This is a genomic window from Nostoc sp. (assembly GCF_036919615.1).
Lineage (GTDB): Bacteria > Cyanobacteriota > Cyanobacteriia > Cyanobacteriales > Nostocaceae > Nostoc.
Window position 1 is genome coordinate 20,705 of sequence record NZ_JBALCN010000096.1, and the last position, 20,715, is coordinate 41,419.

Here is a 20,715-nt window from a genome sequence, read left to right on the forward strand (position 1 = left end):
GAAATACTTCTATGACAGCACTGACATTAAACCTTCATTCGATTTAACCCTCAATTTTTTCTTAGTCCGCGGAGGCGGACTTTGCCTGTGTAGCCGCGAATTCCATTCGCCCAGCTTCTTAAAGGACACTAGTTAATCTACTATGAGCGGGAAACTCATGCAAATATTTAAACTAATCGAAGAGATAATCACAGAACCGCCAATTCCACACGAACCATACAAGCAATCATTGAAAGCTTGGGCGATGTATTGTTTGCGATACAAAGGTTTTAAAGTCGTTTATGCCCAAAATGCCGACTTTGCTATTGAAACTAAAGGCGCAGAAAATCTGTATTTTAAAGTTTCAAATACCGCCAATGATTTAGATAATTCTTTTAATTGGATTGTTTGGGATAGTACAACTAAAAGCGCCAGTCTCATTCCTAAAAAATAGAGTGATATCAAAAAATCGCTGTGACTATCTTCCTTACTCAAACAAATGCTGCACAAATGTTTGATGTTCTGGCGAATTTAATCCCAACTGCAATACAGCCAATACTTGCTGCATATTGCCAGCAAGTAAATCTGACATTGATAATCACAAACCAGGAAATACCTGACTTTTGATAATTCCATCTGCGTCCACTTCTAAGGACACATACTCTCCTTGTTGCAGGCGAAACCAATCTAATTTGTTTTCAAATATTTGCCAAACAATATATTCTATTACCCCATTACAACCATAGACTTTTTTCTTGTCATGTAAATCAATAGCAACACTGCTAGCTGCTATCTCTATTACAAGTTCTGGCGCACCTTCTATGAAATCATCATCGCTGAAATGAGATTGTCCTTTAGCTGTTGGTGTGATTAATAGCACTCCATCTGGTTGCGTTCATTGTCTCGATCTAAGCGGACTGTTGGCTCAATTCCCAACCTCACACCAGGAGTTGATGCTTCATAAACTCCCAACCAAGTGATTGTATGACCATGTGGTTCAGCATGACTTTCAAAGCGTAACGGGGATGCCAAGTATACAACTCCTTCAATTAATTCTGCCTTTTGATGACGGGGCATTGCCTGATAGCGTCGCTCAAATTCGTAGCGAGTGAGGCGATCGCCATTCTCTAAAGGAGGAATTCGCTGCTTGAGTAATAGGTTAACCATGAATGTCTGCTCTGGCAAAGAGTTTTACTTTATTATGGCTGTGATGCATATTTTTTTGTGATGTACTGCCCAAGCCTCATCTTGTCAATAAATCGCTAGAATCAGGTTTCTCAAATACTATTAAATGCTGTTGAGGTAACAAGTTTTTAGTTTTCCGCCAAACCAAACCAACAGCTTGCATTTCTTTACAGACTTGCTTTTGAGTCATCTTGTGTAAACCTTTAATCATAATAAAGGGATTTTCGCCCCGGTACTCAACCAAAACCACCCTACCACCAGGTTTCAGTGCTTTTACAATTCCTTGCATCACTTCTTGGGGATACTCAAGTTCATGGTAAGCATCCACCATCAAAGCCAAATCGACACTTTCAGGTGGGAGGTTTGGGTCAGTAAGGGTTGCCAAAACAGGCTCAACATTGGTGATGTTTTTCTCTTTTTTGAACAACTCAATAATTTCTAACATTTCTGGCTGAACATCTACAGCCAACACCTTACCTGCTGTTAATAGCGGTGCGATGCGAAAGCTCAAGTAACCTGTACCAGCACCAATATCCGCCACCACATCATTAGGTTTCAGATTGAGGACGTTGACTACCTTACTTGGCTGTTCCTCTGCCTCTCGCCTTGGACGTTCTAGCCAGCCAGCACCTGTATATCCCATAACTTTGGCAATTTCTCGTCCCATGTAATATTTGCCAATACCATCTGGATTATGGATAATATGCTGTTCGTAAACTGTGGTGGATGAAGAAGCAGCTTGTGCTGTCAGGGTTGGGTTCAGCAGTGAGCAACTCAATATCACAACAAGAGTTACTATAAAGTGGAGAAAATTTGACATTTGGTTATGACTGATCTGGATAGCTATAAGCAGCAACTAAGAGAATTTTATGGTAGTAGAACGACTTATGACCATGAGGAAGGTACTCGCCATCCTCTAGAAGCCAAGCAACTAAGAGAATTTGTACCGCTAAATTCAGGACATAAAATCCTTGATGTGGCGACTGGAACAGGTTTAGTTGCGATACCCGCAGCTGAAAAAGTTGGTTCAGATGGCTATGTGATTGGGATTGACATGACCCCTGGAATGTTGCATCAAGCAAGACTTAAGATTGCAGCGGCAAGATTAAAAAACATTGAGTTAATTGAGGCAGATGCAGAATATTTCGACTTTAGTGATAGTAGTTTTGATGTTGTCTTTTGCTGTGAGGCAATTGTACTTTTTCCTGATATCCTTGCTACTTTGCAAAAGTGGTATCGCTTCTTGAAAACAGGAGGGTATGTGGCATTTACCTGTCCTCCCGAAACTGCTTTTACGGCATCTCTTCAGCAGAGGATCTGCGCTAGAGTTTTAGGCGAATCATTACCACATATTCTTGAACCACTGGGGACTCCAGAAAAATGTCGAAATTTGCTCAATCAAGCAGGTTTTAAAGATATTGAAATTAAAATTGAGCCATCAGGACGTTATCGCCCTCTTAGGGATAGCAGATTATCTAGGACACTAATTAATATAAATTTTAAAGGTAATCCCCTGTTGTCAAAATTATCAGAAGAACAATTAAATCAGTTGCAAGTTGAGTACAAAGCAGAAATTGAGAAACTAGCAACTGATCAAGGTGTTTGGGAAGACACTACAAAGTTCTTTGTTCGCGCTCAAAAATAAGTTTAACCTCCTAGACCGATGTAAAAGTAAATATTTTCAGTATTTACTTGAAGCAGCCCATTAAAAATTCGTAATCCAACCTTTGGACGCTTATATGCAAAACCTGTCCCTAATATTAGTGCCTGTACTCGCTGCACAGAAAATAGCAGGTGACGGTTTAATTAAACCTCTCGGTCATCATGAACTGCTGTTGGTGCTGGTACAACTGTCACTATTGCTTCTGGTAGCACGGGGATTAGGTGAGTTGATGCGCCGGATTAACCTCCCACCTGTTGTTGGGGAATTACTGGCGGGTGTGCTGCTGGGCCCTTCTCTATTTGGTTTGCTCCTTCCAGACTTACAGGCACACATCTTTCCCAAAAGTCAAGAACAATCTAATTTACTTTCGGTGATTTCTTGGTTAGGCGTGTTATTTTTGCTGATTGTAACTGGGTTGGAGACGGATCTCAAGCTGATTCTTCGTAAGGGTAAAACGGCTCTGCTGATTTCACTGGGCGGAATTATTATCCCGTTTGTTACCGGATTTGGACTGGGCTGGCTATTGCCAGATAGTTTTTTAGCCGACCCAGAAAAGCGACTAGTATTCAGTCTGTTCATAGCCACAGCAATGAGTATTTCGGCAGTACCAGTGATTGCTAAAGTGCTGATGGACTTAAACCTGATTCGCCGTGACATTGGTCAAGTCACCTTAGCTGCTGGTATGACTGACGACACCATCGGCTGGATTTTACTTTCTGTGGTTTCAGGTTTAGCTACTAGTGGCAAATTTGACTTTGGGACAATTTTCCATTCCGTGAGTGCAGCGGTATTATTTCTAGCGATCGCCTTCACAATTGGGCGTACTATCGTAGACCAGATTTTGCGCTGGGTTGATGACTACGTTGGCGGAGTCTCGGCTAGTATATCGGTTGTGCTGATTCTTTCGCTCTCGGCAGCGGCACTTACCCACGCATTAGGTCTAGAAGCAGCATTAGGTGCTTTTGTGCTGGGGATTCTAGCAGGTCAATCCCGCCGCTTTAGCAATGAAGCTGGACACATGCTAGAAGTCTTCACAGCAGCCTTTCTAGCGCCGATTTTCTTTGCTTCAGCTGGCTTGAAAGTTAACTTGCTAACCTTGTTAGTCCCCCAGACGTTACTATTTGGCTTGATTGTTCTTGTTGTTGCCTGTGTTGGCAAATTTACAGGTGCTTACCTTGGTTCTCGCGTCGGCGGCTTGAGTCATTGGGAAGGTTTGGCGATGGGTTCCGGGATGAATGCTCGCGGAGCGATGGAAATTGTCGTTGCCACGATTGGTTTATCTCTGGGAGTGCTGAATCCACAGATGTACTCGATTATTGTCATGGTGGCGATCGTCACTTCCCTAATGGCTCCACCCCTTTTGCGCTGGTGTTTGTCGAAGGTGGTTATGAGTGAAGAGGAAGCTCGACGTTTGGAACAAGAAGAGCAGGATAGCCGCAGCTTTATCAAGCAAATTCAGCGTGTCTTAATACCCACTAGCGGTGGCCCCAACATCCAACTCGCGGCGCAACTAGTCGGGCACATGGCTCACCAAAACTCGATAGAAGTCACATCTCTATTTGCCCTGAGTGACAAGCAGCCCCAAAACAAAGCCCGTCGGACGGCAACCCAGGTAAAAGATACCGCCGCCGAGCAAGCTCTGGCTTCTGTCGCCGAGGAAATGCAGCTACCTATTGATACCATCTTGCAAACAAAAACGGAGTCTGGGCGTAGTAAAGCGGAGGTAATTCTGAATGAAGCGAACAAAGGCTATAACTTGATTGTACTGGGAGCCTCTGAACAGATACGCCCCCAGAAAGCATTGTTCAATTTGCTTGTAGACCGCGTAGTACAAGAAGCGCCTTGTGCAACAATGGTGGTGAAGTCGCACCTACCCCAAACCAAAGGCGAGATATGCAAAATCGCTCAACAAAAGCTGACAAAGATTTTGGTGCCAACGGTAGGGACAGAATATAGCAAAAATGCTGTAGAGATGGCAAGTACGATCGCTGCTCAAACAGGGGCATTAGTGATGATCGTTAACGTGATTAATTTGCCACAGGCTCAGTATATTCTTTACGACCAGCGATCGCTAGCTCCAGTGAAAGAAATTGCCCATGAACTGCTCGAACAGCAAGCAGAAATGGGCCGCAATCTGGGTGCTGATGTCAAAACATATATTCTTCAAGGAACCAGCCCAGAAAAGGAAATCCTCAAGTTTGCCCAAACCCAGGAAGTTGACCTAATTATTCTCGGTAGTAGTATCCGAATGGTTACGGGTCGCGTTTTCTTTGGTCACAGAGTAGATGCAATTCTGAGTAAAGCCCATTGCCCAGTAGCGGTAATTACTATACCATAATTGTATAATTACATACATTAGCTTGCTTGATATAGCTATATTCACATAGATTACCAATTTCAGGATCTAAGCAAACTTTTCTTTAATGATTTGACCTTAGCGCGAAGCCCTGGAAGTGACTGATCTTTGCAAATTAGCTAGAGCGCGATTGTAATCTAAAATAGCTGCGACTCGATTACCTTCTGCTCTTGTCAGGTCATTTTCAGCATCAATCACCTCCGTTTGAGTGCCTACACCTGCTTGGAACCTCAGCCTTGCTAAATTGACAGCTTCCCTGGCTTGATTTAAAGCCACACTAGAAGTTTGCACATTATCTAAATTGGATTGCAATTGAGAATAGTACTGTTCTACATCAAAGCGAATTTGGTCGCGCTGGCTAGCAAATTGAGACTCTGCGATCCCAATATTAGCTCTCGACTGAGCCGCACGCGCTTTTGCTACTCCTCCATCAAACAAACTTAGATTTCCTTGGAGTCCTGCTGAATAGCCATCAGTAATGCTGACGCCATCATTATACCGATCTAGCAGATTGTAGTTGCCTACCAAACTAATTTGCGGCCCTAGCTGTGAAAGTGCCTGTCGTCGCTGTTGCTCGGAAATATTACGTTGTGCCAAATACTGTGGCAATTCTGGACGATTTTGAAACGCTTGAACAATTGTTTGTTCCAGTGTTGGCTGCCAAAGACCTGCTAGTTGTACGGGATCTGCTGCACTGATATTAACTGAGTGCGACAAACTTAACAGGGTGGCAAGCTGACGACGGGCAATTTGCTGCTGTGAGATAGCATTAGTCAGGTCTTGTTGGGCATTTGCTAAATTCACCTGAGCTTGCAGCACATCAAACCGCGTACCCACTCCAGCCTGTTCTCTGGCTTGAGTATCCCGCAAACTAGCCTGGGCATTTGCTACAGCAGACCGATTAATTCTTACTGATTCGTCGGCTTGTTGCAAATTGTAGTATTGAATGCTGGCATTCAACCTAATTGTAAGAGACTGAGTTTCAACATTAAATTGATCCACACGTAGTTGTTCTTCAGCTGCTCGGATACCTGCCTCTCGATTACCGGAGGTATAAAGGTTATAATTCAGTTGTGCTGAACCATTGAAAGTGGTGGTGGCTTGAGATGAATTGTTAGTAAAACCATTCCCATTATTAGTCACACTACTGTTAAGACCAAGAGTGGGAAATAAAGCAGCTTGCGACTCGCGTAGCGCCGAGCGAGTGCGTTGTAACTGTAATATGGCTACCTGTAAGTCTCGATTGTTGCGTTGTGCTAATTCCAAAGCTTGTGCCAAACTGATTGGCACACTTTGCTGAATCCTTACTTCCTCTGGTTTGGTAGGAAATTGCAGAGGATTGGGATTGGGGTTGAGAGAATCGGGAACCTGTACAGAGCTTGAGGAATTCTGCGGTTTTGGGGGAGTTGCTCCACTTGCTAAAGTTGGAAAAAGAATAGCGATACCTGACGGCAAGGCTACCGCCAACGCTACGGTAACCCAGGTAAAATGTACGGAGAATAAGCTGAGATTCATAATGATGTAGTCATTAATTAGGTTTTTTTGAGGATACAATCACCTGATTGACCTACAGAGGTTTAAATTTTAAATTCCCCCTCAAAGAGTTGATATTAACAAATTAGCCTACAATCAAACCATCCTGAACTCGAATAATCCTTTGGGTTTGAGCAGCGATATCTGGTTCATGAGTAACAATCACAATTGTAATTCCTTGGTTATTAAGTTCTGTCAGCAAACTCATCACCTCATGGGAAGTTTCAGTATCTAAAGCTCCTGTTGGCTCATCTGCCAAAACTAATGCAGGTCGGTTGACCAAAGCACGAGCAATAGCTACTCGTTGTTGTTGTCCGCCAGAGAGTTGACTGGGACGGTTAGATATCCGTGCGCTTAGTCCTACCTTTTCCAAGGCTTCTAATGCCCTTTGACGGCGTTTTGGCTTAGGTAAGTTAGCATAAACCATTGGTAACATGACGTTTTCCAGCGCTGTCGCCCGCGCTAATAGGTTAAATTGTTGGAAAACAAAACCTATTCTTTGGTTGCGGATATAGGCTAATTCATCATCATCAAAAGTCGTCAGATTTCTGCCTTCAAAAATATAGTCTCCAGTTGTGGGACGATCCAGACATCCCAAAATATTCATCAGCGTGGATTTACCCGAACCTGATACACCCATGATGGAGACGTATTCCCCTTCCTCAATGGAGAGTTGAATTCCCTTGAGTATTGGAACACTAACTTCTCCCAAGTGATAAGTTTTGGTAATCGATTTCATCCAAATCATCGTTGTCATATTGATTTGATATTAATAAATTGTCAGTTGTAAGTTTTTTATTTCAAAAAACTACATGGACTGTATAACCTGTGAATAATAGGACTTACGCAAAAAACCTCTCAAACTCTTAATCCTCCGTGTCACGCCAGTTGCTACCCTACGGGAACGCTAAGAGCGTAGCTTGCTTCCCCGGAGGGGTACAAGTCTCTTAACCGCAAGGGCGCACTGGCTTCTCTGTGTCTGGAGTGGTAGCCTGCGGCAAGCCGCTTCTCTACGTTCGCGCAGCGTGTCGCAGACAGACGCTACGCGTAGCTTGCTTCTCCGTAGGAGTATGCGTCTACGTTCTTCCATGACCCGTGTGTAAGTCCTGAATAATTAAAATTTAGTCACCAGATTATTTGTAAATAAACTGCTATTTTAGTATGTAAATTTTTCATTTACTAGAATATATTTACTACAATAAAATTCTATATTACCATCTAATTAAAATTAGTAGTTGCAAGCCAAAAGCTTGTGAATACCATTACTTGGCGTTATCAAACTCTATTTTTAGTTGGTAAAAATTACCCTGTGAAAATTGCAATAATCCCAGATCAATTAGGTTCTAACTTCAGCAGAAAAATTTTGAACACCGGGTAAGGTGACTTGTAATACTGTAATTTCTTTGAATCAAACTTTATAAACTAAAGGAGGTCGCTGTTCTAACGGGTAATTTGGAGGTTTTTGAGTTGTGGGTGAAATGAAAATCAATGGTTCTGATAAATTGTCACTATTGGTCGCGATCGCAATAAAAGCTTTAAATTTTTAAATTTTCCAGTTTGAATTATTTAGTCACTACGTAAAGCGTTGATTGGATCTAATTTGGATGCGTTCCGGGCTGGAATTACCCCGGCGAGTAAGCCAACAGCTAATGAAAGTACAAAGCCAGCAATGATTGACAATAAAGAAATTACAAACGGAAATTTGAAAGTGTTTGCAGCTACAAAAGCTAATAAAACGCCAGTCGCCATGCCAATACCTCCGCCGACAATGGAAATCACGATCGCTTCGGCTAAAAATTGATTAAGGATGGCTGAATTGGTGGCTCCTACAGCTTTGCGAATCCCGATTTCTCGCGTCCGCTCAACCACGGAAACTAGCATAATATTGGCAATACCAATTCCACCAACCACTAGGGAAATTCCGGCGATCGCTACCACCATTACTGTAAATAAACCTACAATACTAGTGAAGGTACTAACAATATCAGCTTGATTAGTCAGCCGAAAATCATCAGCTTGCGGCGGATAAATGTTGTGACGCAGCCGTAAGAGATTGGTGACTTGAAACTGAGCGGCTTCTAACTGCTCCTGATTCGCGCCTTTGACTAAAATTCCACTTACAGAAACGCCTACCAGGGCATTGTTACCAACCAGTCTCTTGGACATAGTAGTTAGAGGGATGAAAATCTGGTCATCTCGATCCATCGGGCCTTGAGCGCCTTTAGGCTCCATCACCCCAATTACTTCATATGCCTCTCCCTGAATCCGAATTCGCTCGCCGATCGGATTTACACCCTTTCCAAAGAGTGTGGTTTGGACTGTGGGGCCAAGAATTGCAAGCTGTGCAGCAGTATCTAGTTCTTCCTGAGTAAAAAATCTCCCTTGCTGGGGGTGGGTATTTCTGACTTCTGGGTAGTTTAAATCTGTGCCATAAATGGTTGTTGAAGTGTTCTGTCCTGCATATACAACTTGGGCGCTGCGTTGGAGATAAGCAGAAACCATCTGTGCTGATGGCGCTTGTGTAGCGATCGCCTTTGCATCTTCCCAAGTCAAGGTGCTGCTAGAACCTACTCCTTGACGGACATTCCCGCTTCTTGCTGCACCAGCTAAAATTTGGATGACATCTGTACCCAATGCTTGTATCTGTTGCTCAACTCCCTTTTGCACTCCCTGACCAACAGAAGTAATGGCAATGACCGAGGAAATCCCAATAATCACGCCCAACATAGTTAGACCTGTGCGTAATTTGTTACTCCACAAAGTCTCTGCCGCCATCGTCAAGATTTCCAGCAACGGTACTGTGCGAGTATTCTTAACTTTGTAAAAGCCCTTAAACATCTTAAACATAAGGTTGTATTTAAAACTAACTTTAAGGGGAACCACCACCTTGAGAACGACCACCACCGGCAGAACCACCGCCTTGACCACCACCGCCTGAACGACCTCCTCCGCCTCCTCCTAGACCAGGGAAAACTCCTCCTCTTGGTGTTGATTGCGGACGCGATCCTGGTGGGAAACTGAGCAATACCCTTTCGTTTCCTGTCAATCCAGACTTAACTTCGGTAAAGTTATTCGCGGTGACGCCAGTCTCAATGCAAGTGAACACAGGTCTGTTATTTTTTCCTTGCACAAACACACCTGTGGCATTTTCTTGACGCACGACTGAGGCTGTTGGCACTACTAAAACATTTTCCACTTGACCGACTTGAAAATCTACTTCCGCATTCATCCCAGACCGCAGTAGTCTTTGAGGGTCCAAAAGTGATACTCTCACTTCAAAACTGGTGACATTTTGCTCTACTATTGCTTGGGCAGCAATTTGGCTGACTTTACCTTCAAAAGTTTTTCCTGGGTACGCATCTGCTTTAATCGAGACTTTTTGACCAAGGCGGGTTTTGGAAATATTTGTTTCCGCTAAATTTGCGACAACTTCATTTGTTGAAGCTAGAGACAAGATTGAAGAAGAAGAAGAAGAAGCAACTTCACTACTGGCTGTTGTGGGTGTCACGAAAGCACCTGGATCAGCAAACTTCTTGGTCACCACACCATCAAAGGGGGCGCGAATTACCGTGTCATTGATTTCAGCTTGGATGTTTTGCAGCGAGCCACGAGCAGATGTTACCTGGGCGCGGGCTGCGTTAATATCTTCTTGGCGCGTTCCTGCTTTCAGAAGCGCCAGAGCTTGCTGTCTCTGCTTCACCACAGCTCGGGCTTGCTCGATGTCTTCTGGACGTGACCCGGCTTTTTGCAACCCCAGTGCTTGCTGTGCTTCATTTACACTAGCTTGGGCACTGTCGCGAGTGGCACGGTTTTGGTTAAGAGTCTGAAGGGATATACCGCCTGCATTGTAAAGTTGCTGATTACGAACAAAATCATCTTTTGTTTGGCGAAGGGTGGCTTGAGCACTTTGCAAGCGGGCCTGTGCTTGACCAATATCTTGAGAGCGATTGCCTGTTTGTACCTTTTGCAGATTCGCCTCGGCTTCGTCTAATACTCCTTGTGCTTGAGCAATATCTTGAGGACGATTGCCTGCGATCGCCTTTTGCAAATTCGCCTCGGCTTGTGCCAATTGTCCTTGAGCAGAGGTGAGTTGCCCTCGCAAGTTGGAATCATCCATGTAAGCTACAATCTGTCCTTGTTTGACGATATCCCCTTCCTTTACCAGCAGTGTTTTCAAAATACCCGAATTTTTCGGGCTGAGGTTGATTGACCGCTCAGGCTTCACCGTTCCGTTCGCTGAAACTGTAATTGTTAAACTTTGCCTTTCTACAGGCTTTGTCAGCACCCGGCGTCTGGCTTCTTGCCGGGAAACAACTGTTACTTGGTAATAAACTCCATAGCCAATTCCACCCAAAAGGCAAAGAGCAATTAGCCAAGAGAGCCAATTACGTCTGCCCTTTTTTTTCTTTACCTCTGGAACTAAAACTGATGAATCTATGGTATTTGGTGTATCAATTTTCATGTCCACTTTGTCTATAAAGAACAGCTACCAAGCTAGTTATTCACGGCTAAAACTATAGCCTGGTAACCCTAATACTGACAATTATTTTGAGTTATTGGTGTTTTAAAGGTTTATTTGCAGTACCAATCCACCAGGAAGTCTGAAGTAATCATCATGCACTCTCACTAATCTCCCAGCAGGAACAATTTCCTGATTAGGAAGAAGAATATCCCCGTTGGGAAGTCTGAAGTAACCTTGATTACGCAATCTGGCTATGTTTCTAGAAGGAATAATTTGCCCATTGGGATATCTGATGTCACCATTACCAAGTCTGACTACTCTGCTATAGGGTTCGTTGTCGCGGTTCCAATTGCCCCTGTCTTCAAGGTTTCTGACTTCTCTAGGATTATATCTGCCATCACGGTTCCAATTGCCCCTGTCTTGGAGGTTTCTGACTTCTCCAGGATTGGATCTGCGATCGCGGTTCCAATTGCGCCTGTCTACCGGAGTTGTAACTTCTCTAGAATTGGGTCTGCTGTCGCGGTTCCAATTGCCCCTATTTGTGGGAGTGCTAACTTCTCCGGCATTGGATCTGCCGTCGCGATCCCAATCTCGATCACGTTCACCCGTCTGGGCATTTGCAGGCGCAGTCAAGAGAGCGGGAATAATGATCAGGGCAGTAGCAGCTAAGACTATCGATACACGGTTTGCTTTCAACATGGAATTGACTCCTTATTTAGATTAAAGTTCTATTTTGTTTAGGTTAAAATTCAGCAATTTAGACAGTTGCTTTTGTTTTGACATCAAGATGTCTAATATTCAAAACAACGTATAAATTCATACATGTTAATTATGGCTCAAAAATTCCTAACCGATGTATGACCAAAGTCACTAGTAATTCCAGACTGATGTATGACCAAAGTCATCAGTTTTCCAATGAGTACTAGGGAAGAGGAGATCCAGGGAAATATTTCTAAAAATCTCTTTGCGTCTCCGTGTAAGAGCGTCCCTGCGTCGGTTTACTTAATCCTGGCTTGGTGCAATTCCTTGCCAGACAATATCCACAAGACTCAGGATAAATACTGATACTTCTGTGGCAGGATCTCCAGAATTTAAGTAAGTTCTTATTGCTAATTCCGCAGTTGGCATACTGACTTGGGACGACATCTGCTCTAAGAAAACGTAGTTGATCACCGATCCTACTAAGATATGAGCCACTGTCTTGGCATCGCAAGGGCGAAGGCGATCTTGGTTAATCTCACGCTCTAAGAAAGCAGTTAGTACTTTCACATCTAGCATCGGTCTTGGCTCTTTACCTCCAAGTTCCGGCATTGCATTGCCTCGCGATCGCAGCATCATTATTTGAGGCAGCACCTCGCGATAAAATTCCATAATCTGGAAGCAAATATTGATTAGATTTTCTTTGAGATTGCCTTTGCCACAAAGAGATTCCAACTCGTTCACCCAGAGGGGTTTTTCGGGAATTCCCATCGCCGCAAAAAATAATTCTTCTTTTGTTGAGAAGCGCTTGAAAATTGAAGCTTCAGAAATACCAGCCTGTTGAGCAATTTCTAACGTTGAAGCACCAAATCCTTGTTGCAGGAAAACTTGACGAGCTGCTTCTAAGATTTGCTGATTGGTGATTCTGGGTGTACGAGCCATTAATAAGTAAGTAGATACTTATTAATATATTGCTTTTGTTATGGGGATGTCAAGAATTAATCACGTAAGATTTTGCTACCGTCAACAGCGGAGATCGTTTAAGCTAGCTGAAAGATTCTTTGATTAGTGGCTTAAAGGCGGTAGTGTGCCTAAACATGTTCGTTTGATTTCTCTTTTAATGGTCTGTAGTTTGTGGAGTATGCCAAAAGCCGCTAACGCGCAGGCATTAATACCCCATACACTGCAACTAGATGTGACAAAGTTAGAAAAGCAGGGGTTGAGCTTGGCACAAGAGGCGGCTCAACTAGCTCAGTTTCAACAGGTTGAATTAGCTTTGCCACGGGCGCGGCTGGCAAGTCAACTGGCTCCTAAGAATGATAAAGTGTGGTTGCTGTTAGGTGGATTGCAACTGCAAACTAAAGAGTTTGATGGGGCGATCGCTAGCCTGAAAAAAGCGCAATCTATCAACCCTAAAAATGGTGATATTCTGTTTGCTTTGGGTTCAGCTAATTTTCAGCAGAAAAATTACCAGGCAGCTGTTGTCAATTACAAAGATGGCTTGAAGTTAAAACCCAATGACCCAGAGGGTTTGTTTGATTTGGGTAATGCTTACTATCTGCTGGGTCGATTGCCAGATGCGATCACACAGTACAATCAAGCCGTCTCCCAAGACAAAAAATTCTGGCCGGCGCTCAACAATATTGGCTTAATCAACTACGAACAGGGTAATATCCCCGAAGCGATTAAGCGATGGCAATCTGCTATAACCCTTGAAAAGCAAGCCGCAGAACCTTTATTGGCCTTGGCAGTGGCACTGTATACCAAAGGCGATCACCAACAAGGATTGACTTTGGGAGAAGCCGCACTCCGCATCGATTCACGCTATGCTAATTTGAATTTTCTCAAAGAAAATCTCTGGGGCGATCGCTTACTGTCTGATACGAAAAAATTCCTAGAATTACCCCGTATTCAAGCAGCCCTACTGCAACGAGGAAACTCATCATCAGCCCCTGAACAACAGCCTACCCAATAATGGAGTTAGGAGTTAGGAGTTAGGAGTTAGGAGTTAAAACTTAGAAGTTAAAAGTTAGAAGTTAAAAATTGAGAGTTGAAAGTTAAATATTTCAACTCCTCACTCATAACTTTTAACTCCTAACTCTGTGATCACCACTTGCCTAACAGTACCTCTTTGTAGTACATATATACTATTAGATCCAGGAATTAGTCGCCCAAAAACCTTGGCGGGCGAGTATTCCTGAAATAAGTCGTTAACTCTCGTGGTCGTCTGTGGGTAGAAGTGCGATGATTTGGTCAACAAACTGTTGATGGTCAACAACTGGCTTAGAAATGTAGCCATCAGCGCCGCTTTGCTTGAGAAAGTTCTCGCGATCGCCTTCCATAGCATGTGCCGTCACCAAAATAACAGGTAAGTTTGCTGTTTTTGGATCAGATTTTAACATTTGTGTAATTTTGATTCCATCAACAGACTTACCTTGATAAACACTTCTAGACAGAGAAACATCCATCAAAATCAGGTCGGCTTCTCCTGATTGGGCAATTTTTATGACTTCTTCGACATTTTCAGTGTGTTTCACACCCAAGCCGCCACGCTTGGATAAAATTTTGGAAAAAACACGAGCATTAATTAGATCGTCTTCGACAATTAAAACAGTTTTCATGAGAATTTTAGTTATAGAGGTGAGGGGATTCAAGAATTCCAGAATTCAAAATTAAGAAATGCAATTATGGTAAGTATCATGGCTACTAAGTTTATGTAGATTATAGTTGTCTGCATCCTTTTTAATAGTCAATGTACATCTTCGTTATCAAGGATGATACTACTGCTTTTTCTTGTATGACTATCAAAATTTTGTGATCAATCCTATTTCATCCGTTATGCTGTGGTTGCCGCAGTGTTGAGTTCCATCAGCTTTTGTGTAGTTAAATTTCAGGGAAAAAACTCATGGCAAAACAGTTAAACCTGCTCTCAACGGGACAGGTAATTACAACAGCCCTGCACACCGAGATGCAACGGTCTTATCTAGAATATGCCATGAGCGTGATTGTCGGGCGAGCGCTACCAGACGTGCGTGATGGCTTAAAACCAGTGCATCGTCGCATTCTGTATGCAATGCACGAACTCGGTTTAGTACCAGATAGACCCTATCGAAAATGTGCCCGTGTAGTGGGTGATGTGCTGGGTAAATACCATCCCCACGGTGACCAATCAGTTTATGATGCCTTAGTGAGGCTAGTGCAGGACTTTTCTAGCCGCTATCCTTTACTAGCAGGACACGGTAACTTTGGCAGCGTTGATAATGACCCGCCAGCGGCAATGCGCTACACAGAAACACGCCTTGCACCGATCAGCCATGAGGGAATGCTGACAGAAATTGGTGAAGAAACTGTGGAATTTGTCGGGAACTTCGATAATTCCCAGCAAGAACCAACGGTGCTACCTGCTCAATTGCCGTTTCTGTTGCTCAATGGCTGTTCTGGTATTGCGGTAGGAATGGCGACGAATGTTCCACCCCACAACTTGGGGGAAATTGTCGATGGGTTAATTGCCTTAATCGACAACCCAGATTTGTCAGATGAAAAGTTATTTGAGCTAATTCCAGGGCCAGATTTTCCTACTGGTGGAGAAATAGTTGGTGAGGCGGGAATTCGGGAAGCATACACCATAGGTAAGGGTGGAATTCTGCTGCGGGGAGTCGCAACTCTGGAGGAAATTCCAGCCAGTCGGGGAAGCAAGCGACGGACGGCAATTATCATTACAGAATTGCCTTATCAAGTGAATAAGGCTGCCTGGATTGAGAAGGTAGCGGACTTAGTAAATCAAGGTCGCTTGCTAGGAATTTCTGATCTTCGGGATGAAAGCGATCGCGAAGGAATGCGAGTGGTAATTGAACTCAAACGCGATACCAATCCCCAAGAAATTCTCCAGCATTTATATCACCAAACTGCTTTACAAATGACTTTTGGGGCAATTCTCCTAGCAATAGTGAATGGACAACCCCGCCAATTAAGTTTGCGTCAACTGTTGCAGGAGTTTTTGAGTTTTCGAGAGCAGACGCTAAACCGTCGCTACAATTACGAGTTGGAGAAGGCCCAAAGTCGTGTGCAATTGGTAGAAGGTTTGCTGAAAGCACTGTCTAATTTGGATGAGGTAATTAGAATTTTGCGCCAAGCTCCCGATGGTAGTACAGCAAAAATTAATCTTTGTAGCCAACTGGATTTGAGTGAGGTACAAGGAGATGCAATTTTGGCTATGCCATTGCGTCGCCTCACCAGTTTAGAACAGCAAAATTTGCAGCAGGAATTTGAGCAGCTAAGTGAACAAATTAGATTGTTAGAGCAATTGCTCAACGATCGCCGGGAATTACTCAAGGCGCTGAAAAAAGATTTGCGATCGCTCAAGCGCAAGTACAACGATCCCCGGCGGACGAAAATAACAGAGGAGCAAAAGTCTAGGGCAGAGGAGCAGAGGGGCAGAGGAGCAGAGGGGCAGAGGGGCAGAGGGGCAGAGGAGGAAGAGGAAAATCTTAAATCTTCTGAACCGGCAGAGGAAGCAATTTTAGAATTTACCCAACGGGGTTATGTCCGCCGCACCCAACCATCTGGGAGAAAGTCAAAAGCTGAAAATGGTCTACATGATAATGACTTCATTATCCAAACTGTGTTGACTGACACAGAGAAAGACTTGCTAGTACTAACTGGTGGCGGCAAAGTCTATCCTGTGAACGTGGGAGAAATTCCCCCAACCACTGGGCGTTCTCCACGGGGAAAACCTTTGATTACTATGCTCAGTAGTACTGCTCAAGGCGCTCAAGAAGCGGTAATCAGCCGTTTTTTGCTGCCGGAAAATCTCGAAACTAGGCAGATGATTCTCTTAACAAAACAAGGACGAATTAAGCGTCTGTCTTTGGAAGAATTTACTAACTTGACTCGGCGCGGAATCACGATTTTGAAGCTCAAAGACGATGATGAATTGTCATTTACCCAGTTCACCACTCCAGGGGGGCATCTGATTTTAGCTAGTTCCGGTGGGCGACTGTTGCGCTTTGCAGTCAATGATGAACAATTGCCGATTATGGGTCGCACAGCGATGGGTTTACAAGCATTTCGGTTATTGAAAAATCAGCAAATGGTTGGCTGTGTCACTGTCGGTAAAGATGACCAACTGTTGCTAGTTACTCAAGAAGGATATGCCAAGCGGATGGCTGCCAGTCATCTAAGAGCGGCTAATCGTGGCGATTTGGGCACGCAAGCCCTGAAATTTGCCAGCAAAACTGACAACTTAGCTGGTATGGTCATGGCGATCGCATCTGGTGAGGTAGCTTTAATGACGAATAAGGAGCGGGTAGTGCGGATACCTGTGGAAACAATACCTATCTTAGGCAGAGATGTCAAAGGTGAAAGCATCCTCCAACTCAACCGTGATGAAAAAATCATCACCGTCGCCGAAGTGCGATCGTAAATCGAGGTGATGTTCAACTTGCAGGACTTAGAGGCGCTGATCCAACTGCGTCTTGAACTCCTGCGGGAGACAGCCCCCTTCGGGGAAGTCAAAAGTCAAAAGTCAAAATTAAGATTAAGAACCACCAAAATAAATTTAGGCGATGCACTGAGCGTAGCCTAAGTGGGCTTCTACCTTTTTCTTTCTGGTCAAATTGTTGGCACTAAGGACTGTTTTCAAACCTCAAATTAGACTTAAATGTAGGTTGGGGAGCCACTGCGCCCTTGCGGTTTCCCAACTTGTTCGCGCAGCGTCTCCCCTTGGGAGAAGCAAGTGGCGTTTGAGGAACGTAGCTTGCTTCCCGCAGGGTAACCCAACCTACATTTAGGTTACTTTGTTGGGTTGCGCTACGCTTAACCCAACCTACTTTTTGAGTTTGAAAACACGCCCTAGCGGCTTGGTATTTTTTCAACGGCAATCTCTCAGGCTTAGAAGCCTACGTTATGAACGTGTATACAATTCCTCAATGGCGAGGCCAGGGAATTGCTACGGCATTGTTAAGAGAAATTATCAGCTTTGTGAGAGCAACTGAGGCAAAACGCCTCTGGCTTCACGCCACTGAGGATGGTAAACGTATCTACGAGAAGCTTAGTTTTGTCTCGACTTCAAAAGAAACGGAAATTGTCTGGTACTGACCTAAATTATCAATATTTTTTTAATTTTAAATAACAAAATCTACGTGAATAACGCAATACAGATAAAAAACTTGATAATTGATATCAATAAGCTTATATTGTTGATGACATTAAAAATCTCAATAACATTTCCCCTACCTCAGTAAATCTAACTGAAGACAGATGTTTTACTATGTATAAATAGGTATTGCTATTTATGTCAAGCTATAGAAACAAAAATATAAAAAATGTTGCTATTCTAAAAATATTTGTTATATTAATTTACATAAGCCAATAAACCTTAAGAATTAAGTTCGGAGTCCCAGTCATGACAAATGCAACTACAACAAAAGTTACTACTCCCATAATTGAAGATCGCAACGCTTGGCGTTGGGGCTTTACCCCACAAGCAGAAATTTGGAACGGTCGCTTGGCAATGATTGGCTTTTTAGCAGCCGTTTTGGTTGAGCTTTTTTCTGGTCAAGGCTTCCTACATTTTTGGGGCATCCTGTAAGTTTTAATATCAAAGATAACCCATAAATAAAAAACCTGGAGTGCTAATTCACTACCAGGTTTTTTATTTGTTGTCATTTGTCTAAGGCTAATAACAAAGACTATTGACAAATGACTAATAACTACCGAATATATTCCTTGAGAACGCTGTTACGATTTGGATGGCGTAACTTGCGGAGTGCTTTCGCCTCAATCTGACGAATCCGTTCGCGGGTGACGTTGAAAATCTGTCCGATTTCCTCAAGTGTTTTCATCCGACCATCATCCAAGCCATAACGCAGTCTGAGAACATCCCGTTCACGAGGACTGAGACTGTCGAGGACTTTTTCGAGGTCTTCGCGCAGAAGATTTTTGGAAACTTGGTCTTCTGGTGTTTCACCATCGGATTCAATAAAATCGCCTAACCGAGAATCTTCTTCTTTCCCAATCGGCGTTTCTAGTGAAATAGGTAACTGGGCAGATTTAGCAATAAACCGCAACTTCTCAATGGTCATTTCCATGCGAGTGGCGATTTCTTCTTCGGTGGGTTTGCGACCCATTTCTTGAGACAGCAGCTTGGTAGTTTTCTTAATCCGAGAGATAGTTTCGTAAAGGTGAACTGGAAGGCGAATCGTGCGGGATTGGTCTGCGATCGCGCGGGTAATTGCTTGACGAATCCACCATGTAGCGTATGTAGAGAACTTATAGCCTTTTTCGTGGTCAAACTTTTCAGCGGCACGAATCAAACCGAGACTGCCTTCCTGAATTAAGTCTTGGAACGACAAACCACGATTCATGTATTTTTTGGCAATTGAAACCACAAGACGGAGGTTAGATTGCACCATCTTGTCTTTGGCCCTGCGACCAACATGGAGGCGATAACGAAAGGCTGGTAGTGGCAGTTGCACTGCTTCTGCCCATTCACTATCTCGAGGATCGCGATCCAACTGCTCACAGAGTCTTTCCCGCACCCTCTCTAATTCCAGCAAATCGGCTATTTTCCGCGCCAATTCAATTTCTTCGTCTGCCCGCAACAGCCGAATTCTACCAATTTCTTGCAAGTAAAGCCGAATTGAATCTTCAGTGTAGTGCTTTTTCTTGCTTTGTGTCCGACGACGCGATTTAGCGGCTTTTCCAGACTTTGCGTCGTCCTCATCAGACTGAGGCTCTAAAAACTCATCTTCACCTTCATCGATGATCAGCAAGTCCTCTTCTTCGTCTATTAAGAGTTCTTCTAACTCGAGCTCAGGCTGATTCATTATTTCTAGGTCAGGCTGATATATGCTTTCGAGTACGTTGTTAGCCTGGTTCATGCCGCGTTCCTCATGCTCCTTGCAGAATCAATTACTCAAGATGTGTTTACTGCTCTTTCAAACGAGCTAGTTGTCAACCGAAAATAAGCTTTTTGGCAAATTTGCCAGAAATATTTTCGACATTTTCTACCTCCGGTTGGAGGTTTTTTTACTTTAGTTTAAGCCACTACTAAAGGTGACTTACTCACCTTCGTAAATGTTATATGTGTTGCTATCACACATTGCTTTTAACTAACTGGTCAAAAAAAAGACTCGCCTTTATCAAAAAATTTGCCTTTCTATACAAACTAATTCAGACTGTAGGCAGATTTTCCTATAAAGACTCTTCCGATTGTAGCCTGTTTCACAGAAATTGCACTCTTTTCGTGTATTAATCATGAACTCCCACAGCAATTGTTAGCCACTATTACCAAAAAGATATTCAAAACGGGAATTATACCCTTAAATTTTTTCCCTACTTTTCGGAATTGCAGTGACGGTCTTATTACATTACAAAGTAAGTAAACTTGCTTTTGCCGAATTTCATGTATTTTACACAACATTAACTACTTAGGAAGAGTGGATTGTATGTTAACTCAAAGGAGAAGTCTTAATCTACCCATTTTTACATTTCCTTCATAAATTACGCATTCCTTAGACTAAAGCAGGTCTTGACCTTGAGTAAATACAACAAGGGTGATGGTGCTTGCCTCAAAGCAGTTAACCTTTTGCGAACTAATTACCTTAACTGAGGAGTTGAGGCTGTGGCAGAATCGACCTGATAGCAGATCAATTTAGGTTTAACTAATTTGGTCTTATTCACACGTTAGCGCACTGCGGCGATTTCAGCCCTATGAAACTTGACAAACTCTTTTTATTGTATACAAGGATATTTTAATCAATTCAAGAACGATTTGCCCTGCAAACTCGCCAATATAGTTTTATTTAAGGCGTAAAGTACATTAAAGTACATTAGATA

17 protein-coding genes and 2 pseudogenes are annotated in these 20,715 nt (G+C 43.3%); 8 read left to right on the forward strand and 11 right to left on the reverse strand.

Translation table 11 applies throughout. The features are described 5' to 3' along the window. Nucleotides 1–157: 157 nt before the first annotated feature. Nucleotides 158–433 carry a hypothetical protein gene (locus V7K48_RS27855; RefSeq protein WP_335077613.1) on the forward strand — a complete coding sequence of 92 codons (276 nt, stop codon included), beginning with the start codon at nucleotides 158–160 and terminating at the stop codon, nucleotides 431–433. 33 nt (nucleotides 434–466) lie between these two features. Here V7K48_RS27855 and V7K48_RS27860 read toward each other — a convergent pair. Next, nucleotides 467–1,146: pseudogene (locus tag V7K48_RS27860) on the reverse strand (Uma2 family endonuclease). A 76-nt stretch (nucleotides 1,147–1,222) separates the two neighbouring features. Further along, nucleotides 1,223–1,984, reverse strand: coding sequence for a class I SAM-dependent methyltransferase (locus tag V7K48_RS27865; protein ID WP_335077425.1), 762 nt, complete (start codon nucleotides 1,982–1,984; stop codon nucleotides 1,223–1,225). A gap of 6 nt (nucleotides 1,985–1,990) precedes the next feature. Between V7K48_RS27865 and V7K48_RS27870 the strand changes: the two genes are divergently transcribed. Together V7K48_RS27870 and V7K48_RS27875 are read left to right on the forward strand one after the other, a co-directional pair. Beyond that, nucleotides 1,991–2,809 (forward strand): class I SAM-dependent methyltransferase, encoded by an 819-nt coding sequence (locus tag V7K48_RS27870; RefSeq protein ID WP_335077427.1) that lies wholly within the window; start codon nucleotides 1,991–1,993, stop codon nucleotides 2,807–2,809. Nucleotides 2,810–2,903: 94 nt separating this feature from the next. Continuing rightward, on the forward strand, nucleotides 2,904–5,165 hold the full coding sequence (locus V7K48_RS27875) for a cation:proton antiporter domain-containing protein (protein WP_335077429.1): 2,262 nt from the start codon (nucleotides 2,904–2,906) through the stop codon (nucleotides 5,163–5,165). 96 nt (nucleotides 5,166–5,261) lie between these two features. On the opposite strand, the gene V7K48_RS27880 is transcribed toward V7K48_RS27875, so the two are convergent. From V7K48_RS27880 to V7K48_RS27905, 6 genes are all read right to left on the reverse strand, one after another. Then, nucleotides 5,262–6,698, reverse strand: a complete 1,437-nt coding sequence (locus V7K48_RS27880) for a TolC family protein (RefSeq protein ID WP_335077431.1) — start codon at nucleotides 6,696–6,698, stop codon at nucleotides 5,262–5,264. A gap of 103 nt (nucleotides 6,699–6,801) precedes the next feature. Continuing rightward, nucleotides 6,802–7,473: an ABC transporter ATP-binding protein gene (locus V7K48_RS27885; protein WP_335077433.1), complete on the reverse strand. Its 672-nt coding sequence runs from the start codon at nucleotides 7,471–7,473 to the stop codon at nucleotides 6,802–6,804. A gap of 809 nt (nucleotides 7,474–8,282) precedes the next feature. After that, nucleotides 8,283–9,554 (reverse strand): ABC transporter permease, encoded by a 1,272-nt coding sequence (locus V7K48_RS27890; protein ID WP_335077435.1) that lies wholly within the window; start codon nucleotides 9,552–9,554, stop codon nucleotides 8,283–8,285. 31 nt (nucleotides 9,555–9,585) lie between these two features. After that, nucleotides 9,586–11,178, reverse strand: coding sequence for an efflux RND transporter periplasmic adaptor subunit (locus V7K48_RS27895; RefSeq protein ID WP_335077438.1), 1,593 nt, complete (start codon nucleotides 11,176–11,178; stop codon nucleotides 9,586–9,588). Between the two features lie 102 nt (nucleotides 11,179–11,280). After that, complete coding sequence (locus V7K48_RS27900) at nucleotides 11,281–11,877, reverse strand: hypothetical protein (protein WP_335077440.1); 597 nt, start codon at nucleotides 11,875–11,877, stop codon at nucleotides 11,281–11,283. 303 nt (nucleotides 11,878–12,180) lie between these two features. Next, nucleotides 12,181–12,819 carry a TetR/AcrR family transcriptional regulator gene (locus V7K48_RS27905; protein ID WP_335077442.1) on the reverse strand — a complete coding sequence of 213 codons (639 nt, stop codon included), beginning with the start codon at nucleotides 12,817–12,819 and terminating at the stop codon, nucleotides 12,181–12,183. Between the two features lie 145 nt (nucleotides 12,820–12,964). Between V7K48_RS27905 and V7K48_RS27910 the strand changes: the two genes are divergently transcribed. Further along, nucleotides 12,965–13,852: a tetratricopeptide repeat protein gene (locus V7K48_RS27910; RefSeq protein WP_335077444.1), complete on the forward strand. Its 888-nt coding sequence runs from the start codon at nucleotides 12,965–12,967 to the stop codon at nucleotides 13,850–13,852. Nucleotides 13,853–14,087: 235 nt separating this feature from the next. Here V7K48_RS27910 and V7K48_RS27915 read toward each other — a convergent pair whose 3' ends face one another. After that, a complete protein-coding gene (locus V7K48_RS27915) occupies nucleotides 14,088–14,498 on the reverse strand; it encodes a response regulator (protein WP_335077446.1) in 411 nt (136 codons plus the stop codon). A gap of 284 nt (nucleotides 14,499–14,782) precedes the next feature. On the opposite strand from V7K48_RS27915, the gene gyrA reads away from it, so the two are divergent. Together gyrA and V7K48_RS27925 are read left to right on the forward strand one after the other, a co-directional pair. Continuing rightward, nucleotides 14,783–17,299: a DNA gyrase subunit A gene (gene gyrA, locus V7K48_RS27920; protein ID WP_335077448.1), complete on the forward strand. Its 2,517-nt coding sequence runs from the start codon at nucleotides 14,783–14,785 to the stop codon at nucleotides 17,297–17,299. A gap of 9 nt (nucleotides 17,300–17,308) precedes the next feature. Next, the gene (locus tag V7K48_RS27925) at nucleotides 17,309–17,461 is read left to right on the forward strand and encodes a hypothetical protein (RefSeq protein WP_335077450.1); all 153 of its coding nucleotides are present in this window, start codon (nucleotides 17,309–17,311) and stop codon (nucleotides 17,459–17,461) included. Nucleotides 17,462–17,501: 40 nt separating this feature from the next. On the opposite strand, the gene V7K48_RS27930 is transcribed toward V7K48_RS27925, so the two are convergent. Further along, nucleotides 17,502–17,750 carry a hypothetical protein gene (locus V7K48_RS27930; RefSeq protein ID WP_335077452.1) on the reverse strand — a complete coding sequence of 83 codons (249 nt, stop codon included), beginning with the start codon at nucleotides 17,748–17,750 and terminating at the stop codon, nucleotides 17,502–17,504. 16 nt (nucleotides 17,751–17,766) lie between these two features. Between V7K48_RS27930 and V7K48_RS27935 the strand changes: the two are divergent. Together V7K48_RS27935 and V7K48_RS27940 are read left to right on the forward strand one after the other, a co-directional pair. Continuing rightward, a pseudogene (locus tag V7K48_RS27935) lies at nucleotides 17,767–17,973 on the forward strand (GNAT family N-acetyltransferase); the annotation flags it as partial. 307 nt (nucleotides 17,974–18,280) lie between these two features. Continuing rightward, nucleotides 18,281–18,466: a chlorophyll a/b-binding protein gene (locus V7K48_RS27940; protein WP_322669477.1), complete on the forward strand. Its 186-nt coding sequence runs from the start codon at nucleotides 18,281–18,283 to the stop codon at nucleotides 18,464–18,466. 121 nt (nucleotides 18,467–18,587) lie between these two features. Here V7K48_RS27940 and rpoD read toward each other — a convergent pair whose 3' ends face one another. Then, nucleotides 18,588–19,757 carry an RNA polymerase sigma factor RpoD gene (gene rpoD / locus V7K48_RS27945; protein ID WP_300414872.1) on the reverse strand — a complete coding sequence of 390 codons (1,170 nt, stop codon included), beginning with the start codon at nucleotides 19,755–19,757 and terminating at the stop codon, nucleotides 18,588–18,590. Nucleotides 19,758–20,715 lie beyond the last annotated feature (958 nt).